Genomic DNA, 12,753 nt, shown 5'->3' with positions numbered 1-12,753 from the left:
AAAAACAAACGAGACGACGTCCCATGATACTCAATGAAGAACAATCGATGATCCAGGAAGCGCTGCGCAGTTTTTCGCGCGAGCGCCTGGCGCCCAACGCGGCCCGCTGGGACAAGGAACATCATTTCCCGAAAGAAGAATTGCAGGAACTGGCTGCGCTGGGCGCCTTTGGCGTGGCTGTGCCGGAAGCGCTCGGTGGCGCCGGCCTCGACTACGTGTCCCTGGCCCTGGTGCTGGAAGAAATCGCCGCCGGCGATGGCGGCACCTCGACGATTATCTCCGTCAACAATTGCCCCGTCTGCAGCATCGCCATGATGTACGCGAATGACGCGCAAAAGGAGCAATGGCTGCGTCCGCTTGCGCAAGGCGCCATGCTGGGGGCTTTTTGCCTGACGGAACCGCACACGGGCAGCGACGCCTCGGCCCTGCGCACCACGGCCACGCGCGACGGCAATGACTACGTCATCAACGGCACGAAGCAGTTCATTACCAGCGGCAAGTATGCGGACGTGGCCATCGTCATGGCCGTCACGGACAAGGCAGCCGGCAAGCGCGGCATCAGCGCCTTCTGGGTGCCGACAAACACGCCCGGCTACATCGTGGCGGGGCTGGAACAGAAGATGGGCCAGCACTCGTCGGACACGGCGCAAATCCTGTTCGACAACTGCCGCATCCCGGCAGAAAACCTGATCGGCGAAGAAGGACAGGGCTACAAGATCGCCCTGTCCGGCCTGGAAGGCGGACGCATCGGCATCGCCTCGCAAGCCGTGGGTATGGCGCGCGCCGCGTATGAAGCGGCCCTGAGCTATGCGCGCGAGCGCGAGAGTTTCGGCAAACCCATCTATGAACACCAGGCCGTGCAATTCCGCCTGGCCGACATGGCCACGCAGATCGAAGCGGCACGCCAGCTGATCCGTCACGCGGCGGCCATGAAGGATGCGGGCCTGCCCTGCCTGAAGGAAGCGGCCATGGCCAAGCTGTTCGCGTCGGAAATGGCGGAAAAAGTGTGCTCGGACGCCATCCAGGTGCACGGCGGCTACGGTTACGTGTCCGACTTCCCCGTCGAACGCATCTACCGCGACGTGCGCGTGTGCCAGATTTACGAGGGAACCAGCGATATCCAGAAGATTTTGATTGCGCGGGCGTTGTAAACCCCACGGCAAATGCTGGGGTCAGACCCGCCGGGTCTGACCCCGAGCGACTGCCAACAATGGACGAAAAAAAAGCCCGCTAGCGCGGGCTTTGTTCCAATGTATTACCAATGCTTTAATCGTGTCATGGACGCCAGTGCTATCTGCAAAGTGCCTCCTGATTTTCGGACTCCCATGCTATCTGCATGGTGACTCCAAGTGTAAATCGACCAACGTATCCGGAATTACAAAATCCACTCTTTCGCACTGTCACGCCATCGACATTACACCTGTCGGTCGCCGCGCTGAGCCTGGATAGTGAGACTATTTGCAAGCAAATCTCAATCACTGAACGGAGTATAGCACAGACTTTTGTGCAATGCAACAACCATTTAAAATCAAGTCCTTAGCGCCAGCGGCTTGTCTTCTTCACCACCGCGGGCCACCCTTTCGTACTCGGAAATCACTTGCGCGCCCAGCAGCAGCAGGGTGGCGCCGATTTCCAGGCTGAACATGACGACGATGGCCGTCGTCATCGAGCCATACACGACATTGACCTGCGACAAGGTGGAAAAATACCAGACCAGCACATGCCGGGCGATTTCCCACAGCAGGGCCGCCGTCACGCCGCCGATCAGCGCATGCGTGATCGATAAGCGTCCGACGGGCATGACCAGGTAGATCGAGCTGAGCACCAGGATTTCACCCGCCAGCCCCAGCAAGTACAGCAGCACGCCGGACACGCCTTCCAGGCCCCAGTCGTGTCGCAGGAACCGCACGCTTTCCTCGCCCATCACTTGCAAGCTGCCCGCCACCAGGGTGATCAACAGGATACCCACGCCCAGGCACAGGATGTAGCAGTACGGCAACACGGCGGAGATGAGGAAATGGCGGCGGCGGATGGCCACGCGATGTATGAAAATCACGCTCATGGCGTTTTCCAGCACGGTAAACGCCAGCGAGCTGAAAAACAGCATGGTCAGCAGCAACAGCCAGCCGATCACGCCCCGGTTGTTGAGGAAATGCGCCACTTCCGCCACGATGGCCTTCGATTGCCCGGGCACCAGCCATTCCAGGTAATGGCCGATTGTCTGCAGCAATTCATCCTGCGCGATCACGTGCGACAGGGCCACCACGACCAGCATCAGCAGGGGCACGATGGACAGCAGCGAGTAATACGCGACGGCGCCCGCCAGCAGCAAGCCCTGGTTGGCGCGAAAGCCCTTCAGCACCTGCAGCACGAAGGCCAGCGGGTGGCTCAGAATGTAGGCGCTGGCGCGGCGGTTGATCATGAGCAAACCGTTCAAGGATGCCGGCATGGCCCGATGCCTTGCCGCACATACCCCTAGCATACTGACTATCCCCGTACTGTGCCGTGCGCGAACGAACAGACTAGCTGACGGCAGCTTCCAGCAAGGTCAAGGTTTGCCGGTCCGCATCGAGAGTGGCCAATATGCCCATCGGTATCGTGAACTGGTGGCGGATGTGGCCAAACGAATAGCCGCTGACGGCCGGCACGCGCAAGGGTAGCAGATGCTGGTCGAGGGTAGCATCGAGGGTCAGCGCCGTATCGCCCTCGGCCGCCTCGCAATGCTCGAAGATGCCCAGCATCAGTGCCGCCGCCTTGTTGAACCCCACGGACAGGTCCAGCTGGCACAGCATGCGGTCGATGCGGTACGGCACTTCGTTGATTTCTTCGAGGAACAAAATATGCTCGCGGAAATCGGCCGCATACGGCGTGCCGGCCAGTGCGCTGACCATGCACAGGTTGCCGCCCGTCAAGCGTCCCGTGGCCTGGCCGCCGTGCACGGTGCGGATGGCGAAGTTCGGCTGCGTCTGCGCGCGGCGGTGGTTGTCCAGCGCCATGGGGATCGTGTAACTGTCTTGCGGCGTCATCAGCACATTGCGCAGCTGCGTCACCGCGTACTCGGAAAACGTCGATGACGCCACGGGACCGTGGAACGTCACCAGGCCCGTCTCGCGGCCGATGGCCAGGTGCAGGGCCGTGATGTCGGAATAGCCGACCAGCACTTTCGAGTTGCGCCGGATCAAGGCGTAGTCGAGCAGCGCCAGCAGCGAAATGCAGCCGGAGCCGCCGCGAATCGCCCAGATCGCCTTGACTTCGGGGTCGGCGAAGGCCGCGTGCAGATCGTCGAGGCGCTGCTGCACCGTGCCCGCATAGTTGCCGTGCACGGCGCGGATGTTGGCGCCCAGGCTGGCGCGCAGTCCCAGCGATTCGATATTGCGCACGGCCTTGGCGATGGCGTCGTCATCCGTAAAACCGCCCGGTGCGATGATGGCCACCAGGTCGCCTTCGCGCAGGCGCGCCGGCTTGATCATGGAGTGTTGCTGTTGCATGCGTTTGTCCTTCCCTTGCGCGGCCGCCGCCCACGCCGGTGTGCCTGCCGCCCCCACGGTGGCGGCCAGCAAGCCGCCGAAGCGGCGCCGGCTGAGATTGGTCTGACTGGACATGCGGCCCTTTCCTGGAATAAAAACGGCGACGCCAGGCGCCGCCGCATGAGATTAGCATGCCGGCAGGATCGCCGCCGGCATGGCCGCCTTACATGAACTTGTACTTCAGCTGGAACGACAGCGAGCGGCCGCGTGGATCGGCCACGCGCGGGTCCCAGCCGGCACCCACCACTTCATCCACGTTGTGCGCGGTGAACGGTGGATCGCGGTCGAACAGGTTCTGGATGCCCACGGTAATCGTCGTATTTTTGAAGCCCGTGTACGTGCCCGACAAGTTATACGTGGTGTAGCTGGACACATCCGGCTTGAAGCCCGGCGGCGGCGTACCCTTGCCGCCGTTCGGCACCTGGTCCTTGTAGCCCGACGAAAAACTCTGGATCAGCAAGCCGCTCCAATCGCCGCGCGACACGCCGAAGCTGGCATTGTGTTTCCAGCGCAGGTACAGATCGCGCGTATAGAACTTGCCGACCAGCTCCTGGTATTCCTGGCCTTGATACTCCGCAAACTTGAAGCTATCCATATACGTGCCATCCAGGGTCGCCGTCCATTTCGCGTCCTGCACCTTGCCTTCGCCACGCAAGCCCACGTCGAGACCACGCACGCGGCTGCCTGCCGCATTGATCCAGCCCGCCTGCACATACTCGATGGTGCCATCCGGATTGCGGTGGATGTACTGGTTCAGCGCCTGGTAGTTGGCCAGCACGATTTGCGGCGTGCGGTTCAGGATGCGGTCCTTGGTATTGATGGCCCAGTAGTCGAACGAGGCGGAATAGCCCTTCACCGGTTCGATGACAAAACCGACGCTGCCCTGTTTCGACGTTTCCGGCTTCAGGTTCGTGTTGCCGCCCGTCTTGTAGTTGAGGCGATCGATGGCGCAATACTCGGGCACGCCCGGATGCTTGGCGCAGCCTTCCTGGTCGATCACGCCGTTCGGCAATTCCTGGCTCAGCGAACCGGAATACAGCTGCTGGAAGCTTGGCGCGAGGAAACCCTTGCTGGCCGAACCACGGAACAGCAGGAAGTCGGCCGGCTGGTAGCGGAAGGCCACTTTCGGATTCGTCGTCGCGCCCACCAGGCTGTAATCGTCGCGGCGGATGGCCAGCTGCATTTCCAGGTCTTTCGTGACCGGCACCAGCAACTCCGCATACACGGCCTTGACGGTACGGCTGGCATCCTTCAATGCGGCATTGCCTGGCGCCAGCAGGATCTGCGTGGCGTCGACGTCTTGCCCGAAGCTGTACCCTTCGCGGCGCAAGTCAAAACCGGCCGCCATCGCCAGCGCCCCGGCCGGCAGCTGGAACAGTTCGCCCGAAACGGAACCGTCGATCTGCGTCAGGGTCGTCTTGCCGTGCTGGAAGTCGCCACGGAACTTGGTCGATTCGATCAATTGCTTGGCCGCTTCCGTCTGGCTCTGGCCGGCGCCCACCCATGGATTGATGATGCCGGTGGCCAATGCCGCGTACAGCTTGTCCGTGTAGGAATAGCCATCCGTCAGCTTGGTCTTGGTGCTGCTTTCGGCGCGCGAAATGCCGGCCTTGTAATCCCACTTGCCGAAGTTCCCCTCGAAGCCCACCAGCACGCGGGCATTGTCGGTCGTGTTTTCCTGCGTGCGGTTGCCCACGTCATTGGCGCGCCACTTGTAGGAAATCGGCTTGGTGTTGTCGAACGTGGGGATATACGCCGACAGATCCTGGTAATACGCGCCGCCGACCGGATACACGGCCTTGTTGGCGATCGTCGCCTGCACCTGCATCGGCGTCAAGATGGCCGTGGCCTTGGTGCGCGAACCGAGCACTTCGACAAACATGCGGTGGTCGGGCGCCAGCTGGAAGGTGCCGCGCGACAACAGGTTGGCCCGTTCGACAGGGAATTGCAGCACATAGTCGGCGCCATAGTCGTAGGCGCACGAATACCTGGTGCGCAGCGGCGAAGTCACGTCTTTCCACAGTTCCGTCTGGTATTGCGACATGCCAGGTAGCGTATCGCACTTGCCCTGGAAGCTCAGGGGATTGGCTTGCAGGTATTTATTCGCATCGCCAGGCAACTGGAACGAGGTGCCCAGCGCCGTGCCGGTACCGGCCATCTGGTTGGCAAACGGCGTGCCCGTGGTATCGGGCGACAGGCCGCGGCCCGGCTGGAAGCCGTTAACGAAGGAGCGGTCGCTGCCATTGAGCTGCTGCGCCTTGTCGACGGTCAGGCTGGCCATGATGTTGTAGCGGTCCGATTCCAGCGAACCCGTGCCGGCCAGCAGCGAGGCGCGGCGCGTGGCGCCGCCGCCTGCCTGCGTATCGTTGGTGGAAACGGACGCTTCCACGCCGCTGTAATTGGTTTTCAGAATGAAATTGATCACGCCGCCGATGGCGTCCGTGCCGTAGATGGCCGAAGCGCCATCCTTGAGGATTTCCACGCGTGAAATCGCGCCCAGCGGAATCGAGTTCAGGTCGACCGACTTGCCGCTGGCACCATGCGTGGCGATGCGGCGGCCGTTCAACAGCACCAGGGTACTCGACGGTCCCAGGCCCCGCAGCGAGGCAAACGAAGCGCCGCCGCTGACACGGTCGGCATCGGCGCCAAACACGTTGTTGCCCGAAGTCATGTTATCGGCGCCCGTGCCATTCGCCGACAAGGTGCGCACCAGTTGCTCGGTCGTCGTGATACCCTGCTTTTCGATCTGGTCAAACGAGATGACTTGCACCGGCAGCGCGCCTTCCTTGGCCACGCGCTTGATGCTGCTGCCCGTCACTTCGACCCGTTGCATCGCTGGCGCCGCCGCGTCCTGTGCCATTACCGGCCCCACCACCCCCATCAATGCCACCAACTGCGCTAGCTTCTTCAATTTCACAGGTCTTCTCCTTGTTGGGCAATCGAAACTTGAGTTATCAAGTCAGGCTGTTTTTTCACGTCGCAGTTGTCTGTCTCGCAGTACATTTTTTTATGACATTTGCGCATGACTTTATTTGTTTTCATTTTCAGAGTAGCGCGATGCATCCGCGGCCAGCCAATGAAAAATGCTTTCCTAACCATAACTTTTTGGAATGAATGCCCTTTTCAGCGATATGGTCACTTGCCTGCGGGGCTGCCCCTGGCTTTATCCACGTCCAGGTAGCGCCAGGACGTGAATTCCACGGGGTGGCGCCTGTAGTTTTTTAGCCACGGTTGCTGCAGGTCGGCAGAGATGGGATGCGTCAGCAGCACCCACGGCGTGTAGGCGTGGATCAGCTGAAACAGGTCGAAGTACAGACTGCGTCGGCGCGGCGTATCGGATAGCAGGCGCGCCTCCTCATAGCGTTTATTGTAATCGGGCAAGTTGAAGCGGGCATAGTTGGCGCGGCCAACGTTGCCACCATACAACAATTGCATAAAGTTATCGCCATCGGGGAAGTCGGCGATCCAGTTGGTCTCGAACATCTGCACCTTGCCCAGGCGCGAAGCCTTGATGATCTCCGTCTTCTTGTCGCTCTTGAACTCCACGCGCAGGCCGATGGCATTCAGGTTGCGGCGCCACAATTCGTCGCGCAGCCGCCCCACCGTGCTCGGCTCCGTGTGCATGGTCAGGATCAGGGGCGTGCCGTCCGGCTGCGTGCGGAAACCGTCGGCGCCCACCTTGTAGCCGAAGCGGTCCAGCAGCGCGCGCGCCAGCACGGGATCGTAGCCGACGGGGCTGCGGTAATTCTTGTCGTAACCGAGCACATTGGGCGGCAGCGGCGACTGGGCCGGCAAGGCCAGGCCTTTCTTCAGCAGTGCGATGTCTTCGCGGCTGTTGTAGCTGAGGGCGATGGCGCGCCGCAGGGCCAGCTTGTCCTTGGTCGTGCCCCCCAGCACGGGGTCGTCCATGTTCATCCACATGTAATACGTCTGCAGCACGGGAAAGCGCGTCAGCTGCAGACCCTTGGCCGCCAATGCCGGTTTCAGCGCGCCGTTTTCCAGCACCATGTCCGTCATCGATTCCGGCACTTGCTCCAGGTAATCGAATTCGCCTTTCAGAAAACCCAGCATGCGCGATTGATATTCCTCGACGATGCGCACCTCGATGCGCTCGACCAGCGGCAAGCGCTGGCCCTCCAGCGCGCCGGCAATGGCGCGCGCGTCGGGCGGCAAGGCGGCCAGCGCCTTGGCATCCGTATGGAATACGGTGGCACGGAAAGTGGGGTTGGCCTGCAGCACGATCTTGTCGCTGCGTTTCCATTCCTTCACGAGGAACGGCCCCGTGCCCACGGGGTGGTTGCCGATCTGCCCTGGCGCTGCATACGCTTCGGCCACTTCGCGCGCCATCACAGCTGTCGCCGGCATGGCCAGGTAAAACAGGAAGTTCGGGTCGACGCCGTTCAGGCGGATGCGCAGGGTGTATTTGTCCAGCGCCTGCAAGCCGGCGATGGGCGTGTCGTAGCTGAATCTGGTTTTCAGGGCCGCGTCGCCCACCAACTTATCTTCCAGCAAGAACAACCACGGCGACTTCAGGGCCGGGTCATACAGGCGCGTCAGGCTGTACACATAATCCTGCGCCGTCACTTCGCGCGGCTGGCCCTTGAAGGCGGGATCGGGCGTGAAGAAGATGCCGGGCTGCAAGTGAAAGGTGTACGTGCGCCCGCCATCTTCCACGCTCGGCAAGCCGCGCGCCGTATTGCCTTGCAACTGCACGGGGCGCGCCAGGTAGTCATAGCGCAGCAGCGGGTCGAAGATGTTTTCCATCAAATTCAGGCTGGCCAGGTCCGACGCCACGGCCGGGTCCAGGCCCGTCTCGCTGGTGCTCAAAAACAAGTGCAGGGTCTTGTTCGCGCGGGCATCGGCGGCGGCATACGCGGGCGCAATGCAGAGCGTCAACAGGGCCAGGCCGGCGGCGCAGGCGGTTTTGCGTAAAAACATCATCAGTGATCCAGTGCAGACAAGGGTAACGAACAGCGATAAGCGACAGGCATCCCCCACACTACGCGGGCAAAGTGCGGGACGCCAATGAAAACAGGCTGCCAGCTTATAACTTTTTGGCATGCGATTGCTGCATTCTTTCATCAACTCGTATCGGGCTGCCCCTATACTTTGTTTGCAGACATTTTTCACTCCCGACACACAGAACTGATCGCATATGGCACTTAATTACATCTGGTCCGGCTTTTTCCTCGTTGGCTTCCTGGCCGCAGTGCTGCAATGGCTGTTTCTCGGCGATACCGATATCTTCAAGCGCATCATCGATGGCACGTTCGAGACGGCGCGCATGGGCGTGATGGATATCGCCCTGCCGCTGGCCGGCGTGATGACCTTGTGGCTGGGGATCATGAACATCGGCGAAAAGGCAGGCATCGTCGGCTGGCTGGCAAAAGTGATCGCGCCCTTCTTTTCGCGTATCTTCCCGGAAATTCCCAAGGACCATCCGGCCACGGGCCACATGGTGATGAATTTCTCGGCCAACCTGCTGGGCCTGGACAACGCGGCCACGCCCTTCGGCTTGAAGGCCATGGAAAGCCTGCAGACCTTGAATCCGAACAAGGAAGAGGCGACGAATGCGCAAATCATGTTCCTGGTGCTGCACACCTCGGGCCTGACCCTGATTCCGCTGGCCATCATGGCGCAGCGCTCCATCCTCGGCGCGGCAGATCCGTCCGACATCTTTATCCCCTGCATGATCGCCACCTATGTGGCCACCATGGTCGGCATCATCACCGTCTCCATCAAGCAGCGCATCAACCTGCTCAACAGGGTCGTGCTGGGCTGGATGGGCGGCATGACGAGCGCCATCGTGGCCATGATCTGGTACTTCACGCAATACCTGACGAAACAGGAAATCGAGCTGGTCTCGAAGGTGGTCAGCAACCTGGTGTTGATCAGCGTCATCGCCATCTTCATCATCGGCGCCCTGCGCAAGAAGGTGAACGTGTATGACGCGTTTATCGAAGGCGCGAAGGGCGGCATCCAGACCTCGATCACCGTGATTCCCTACCTGGTCGGCATGCTGGTGGCCATCAGCGTGATCCGCAACGCGGGCGTGTTCAATTTCCTGATGAGCGGCATGAACTGGTTCTTCGCCAACCTGGGCATCAATACGGACTTCGTGCCCGCCCTGCCGACGGCCATGATGAAGCCGCTCAGCGGCTCCGGCTCGAAAGCCATGATGATCGATGCCATGAATACCTACGGCGTCGACTCGTTTGTCGGCCGCCTGGCCTGCGTGTTCCAGGGCTCGGCCGACACCACCTTTTATATCGTGGCCCTGTATTTCGGCTCCGTGGGCATCCGCAAGACGCGCTATGCGATCACGGCCGGCCTGATCGCCGATCTGGCTGGCGTGATCACGGCCGTCTTTGTCGCCTACGTCTTTTTCCACTAAGGAGAGCCATGTTCCGTCCCATCCTCATCGCTGCCTTGCTGGCCGGCATCGGCCTGTCTAATGCACAGGCACAATTGCCCGAATCCGTCAGCCTGCTGCTGCGCAGCGCGAATATCCCGGAAGACGCCATGGGCGCCATCGTCTTGCGCGGCAACACCACCGTGCTGTCGCATGGCGCCGACCGCAGCATGCAGCCCGCGTCCACCATGAAGCTGGTGACGACGGCCGTGGGCCTGGAGCAACTGGGTCCCATCTTCCGCGGCCGCACGGAGTTGCGCACCAGTGCCGACGTCATCAATGGCGTGCTGAAGGGCGACCTGATCCTGCGCGGCGGCGCCGATACGGATTTCAATGCGGATGTGCTCGCGCACATGCTGCAAACCCTGCGCACCCAGGGCATCGTCAAGATCAAGGGCGACCTGATCCTCGACCGCCAGCTGTTCCAGCCGGCCCGGCCCGATATCGGTGCCGCCCCTTTCGATGAGTCGGCCGAGTTCCGCTACAACGTCATTCCCGACGCCTTATTGCTGAACACCAATCTGATCGATATCAGCATCAGCGCGACGGACCGGCAATTGAGTTTCCAGATGCAGCCGCCGCTCGAGAATGTCGGCATCAGCAGCGACATGAAGCTGGTCAAAGGCAGCTGCGCCAAGTGGGAAGATGGCTGGCGTCCGCCCGAGTACCGGCGCGATGCGAACGGCAATCTGCAGGTGATACTGCACGGTACTTTCCCGCAAAACTGCAGCAAGACCACCAGCATCAATGTGCTCGATCGCAACGATTATGCGGACCGGCTATTCCGCGCTACCTGGAAACGCCTGGGCGGCACGATCACGGGCAGCGTGCGCGAAGCACCCGCAACAGGCTTGCCGCCCACGGCCGAACCCGTCGGCACGCGCATGCTGGCCGACCACGTGGCGCGCGCCTTGCCGGAAGTGCTGCGCGATATCAACAAGACGTCCGACAACACCCTGGCCCGCACCCTGTTCCTGAGCCTGGGCAGTTTGCAGAGCGATGGCTGGCTGGGCAGCCGCCCCGTCGCCATGGCGGCGCCCGAAGACACGGCTAACCGGGCGCGGCTGGTCATCCAGGAATGGTTCCAGCGGCACCATATCGACACGCAGGGCATGCTGGTCGACAACGGCTCCGGCCTGTCCCGCACGGGACGCATTGCGCCGGCGCAACTGGCTGGCGTGCTGCAAGCAATGCAGCAAAGTCCGTGGGCGCCCGAGTTCCAGTCCAGCCTGCCCATCGTGGCGCTGGACGGCACCATGCGCAAGCGCCTGTTGAACACGCCGGCAGCCGCACGGGCACGCGTCAAGACGGGCACCTTGAAGAATGTGGTGGCCATCGCCGGCTATGTGCCCGACGCCAACAACCAGCAGTGCGTGGTGGTCGCCATGATCAATAGCGATCTGGTGGGCAACGGCAATGGCCGCGCGGCCGTCGATGCGCTGATCGAGTGGGTCGCCAGGAGCGGCGCCACGCCGGTAGTCGCCGGACAATAAAAGCGGTGCAGCGGCCTAGTTGCGCGCTGTGCGTGGTGCGCTGGCAAACGCCAGGCGCAGCACGTACGCGGCGGCGGCGCCAAGCAGCAGCACCGTCACCAGCGAAGCTTCCACGCCGAATGCGCCGCCCGTCAGCATGGGATTGCCTGCCAGCTCGCCACGCAGCAAGCCGCCGGTATCCGCATGGCCGGATACAATCGACGAGAATACCTGGCCGACGCAGTAGTTCCAGCCGACATGCGTGCCTATGCAGATCCACAAACGGCGCGTCTGCAGGTACAGCGCCGCCTGCAGTACGCCATACGTGACAAGGCCGGCGATCGCCAGCAAGGAAAAGCCGGCATTGGGCAAGTGGGCCAGGCTGAACACCAGTGCTGAAATCACGATGGCGGCCTTGCTGCCCAGCGCACGCTCGGTCACGCCAAAAACGACGCCACGGAACATCATCTCTTCCGCCATACCTACCAACAGCAATTCAGCCAGCGGAAGCAGCAGCAACACGTTCAGCGCGTTGACGCCGCTAAACTGATACACGCCCAGCACCGCCAATACGGCAAAGGTCAGGAGCACCAGTCCGGCGCCCAGCAGCAGTCCGCGCCCCAGTTCACGCGCCATGCCCGGCATTGCCAGTTCAGTCGGCTGGCGTTTTTCGATGCGGCGGACATGGAAGCGGTAGCCGAACCACACCAGTACGGCCGCCAGCAACTGCGGCCAGAGGATGCGGTAGGACTTGTCCACCAGTCGGGAGGCGATGATCATCGTCAGCGGCACCGCGGCAAAGGTCAGCACCATGCCCAGCACAATTTGCACGAGGGGATAGGCCAGCAGGCGCGCCAGCAGGGATTTCTTTGTTGCCATGCCCAGGGTATTTTCCATCGTCACTTTCCTCAAAGAGTGTTCAGGGAGTTACTTTTACGGCTTGCCTGCATCATGGAAGCACTTGCCAATGGAGCGCTGTTCGATGCCATGGCCTTCCACATCCTTGTTTCCTGTAGCGATATTAGCAGCATTTATATAAGCGCTTATGCAAATATGGAATGTTGTTGCATTTTATGCACAGCGCACCGGCCGTGCGTCAGCCTGCGGCAGGGAAGCATCAAGGGAAGAAAGAGAATGGCCAGGTGCCGGCCTGGCCGTCGCTGCAAGGCATCGCGCAGCGGTGCCTTGAGGTTGTTGAATTTGATATATTGGATATGCCAGCGCCAGACGAAAAAAAACCCCGCCATTGCTGACGGGGTTTTTCTCTACTGCGAATAACAAGCCTGACGATAACCTACTTTCACACTGGTTGCAGCACTATCATCGGCGCAAAGTTGTTTCA

At 61.3% G+C, this 12,753-nt stretch carries 9 protein-coding genes; 4 read left to right on the top strand and 5 right to left on the bottom strand.

The window, feature by feature from the left end:
• Positions 1-23: 23 nt before the first annotated feature.
• Positions 24-1,151, top strand: coding sequence for an acyl-CoA dehydrogenase family protein (locus VPH41_RS26760; protein WP_328572078.1), 1,128 nt, complete (start codon positions 24-26; stop codon positions 1,149-1,151).
• 377 nt (positions 1,152-1,528) lie between these two features.
• Here the strand turns inward: VPH41_RS26760 and VPH41_RS26755 are convergent, their stop codons facing one another.
• From VPH41_RS26755 to VPH41_RS26740, 4 genes are all read right to left on the bottom strand, one after another.
• Entirely contained in the window at positions 1,529-2,449 is a 921-nt protein-coding gene (locus VPH41_RS26755) for a YihY/virulence factor BrkB family protein (RefSeq protein ID WP_226941605.1), read from the bottom strand.
• A 73-nt stretch (positions 2,450-2,522) separates the two neighbouring features.
• Complete coding sequence (locus VPH41_RS26750; protein WP_328572077.1) at positions 2,523-3,602, bottom strand: S66 peptidase family protein; 1,080 nt, start codon at positions 3,600-3,602, stop codon at positions 2,523-2,525.
• Positions 3,603-3,690: 88 nt separating this feature from the next.
• Complete coding sequence (locus tag VPH41_RS26745) at positions 3,691-6,444, bottom strand: TonB-dependent receptor (RefSeq protein WP_328572076.1); 2,754 nt, start codon at positions 6,442-6,444, stop codon at positions 3,691-3,693.
• Between the two features lie 218 nt (positions 6,445-6,662).
• Positions 6,663-8,465 carry an ABC transporter substrate-binding protein gene (locus VPH41_RS26740; RefSeq protein ID WP_328572179.1) on the bottom strand — a complete coding sequence of 601 codons (1,803 nt, stop codon included), beginning with the start codon at positions 8,463-8,465 and terminating at the stop codon, positions 6,663-6,665.
• Between the two features lie 217 nt (positions 8,466-8,682).
• On the opposite strand from VPH41_RS26740, the gene VPH41_RS26735 reads away from it, so the two are divergent.
• Positions 8,683-9,921 carry a nucleoside recognition domain-containing protein gene (locus VPH41_RS26735; protein WP_034753725.1) on the top strand — a complete coding sequence of 413 codons (1,239 nt, stop codon included), beginning with the start codon at positions 8,683-8,685 and terminating at the stop codon, positions 9,919-9,921.
• Positions 9,922-9,929: 8 nt separating this feature from the next.
• Positions 9,930-11,432 carry a D-alanyl-D-alanine carboxypeptidase/D-alanyl-D-alanine endopeptidase gene (gene dacB, locus VPH41_RS26730; RefSeq protein ID WP_328572075.1) on the top strand — a complete coding sequence of 501 codons (1,503 nt, stop codon included), beginning with the start codon at positions 9,930-9,932 and terminating at the stop codon, positions 11,430-11,432.
• A 15-nt stretch (positions 11,433-11,447) separates the two neighbouring features.
• Here dacB and VPH41_RS26725 read toward each other — a convergent pair whose 3' ends face one another.
• Complete coding sequence (locus VPH41_RS26725; RefSeq protein ID WP_328572074.1) at positions 11,448-12,308, bottom strand: CPBP family intramembrane glutamic endopeptidase; 861 nt, start codon at positions 12,306-12,308, stop codon at positions 11,448-11,450.
• 161 nt (positions 12,309-12,469) lie between these two features.
• Here VPH41_RS26725 and VPH41_RS26720 point away from each other — a divergent pair, with 161 nt between their 5' ends.
• Positions 12,470-12,664 carry a hypothetical protein gene (locus VPH41_RS26720; protein ID WP_328572073.1) on the top strand — a complete coding sequence of 65 codons (195 nt, stop codon included), beginning with the start codon at positions 12,470-12,472 and terminating at the stop codon, positions 12,662-12,664.
• The last annotated feature ends 89 nt before the right edge of the window (positions 12,665-12,753 follow it).

Origin of the sequence: Janthinobacterium sp. P210006 (assembly GCF_036231885.1) — a bacterium.
Taxonomy (GTDB): domain Bacteria; phylum Pseudomonadota; class Gammaproteobacteria; order Burkholderiales; family Burkholderiaceae_D; genus Janthinobacterium; species Janthinobacterium violaceinigrum.
The sequence above is the reverse complement of the archived record's forward strand: the minus strand, read 5'-3'. Positions and strand labels throughout refer to the sequence as shown.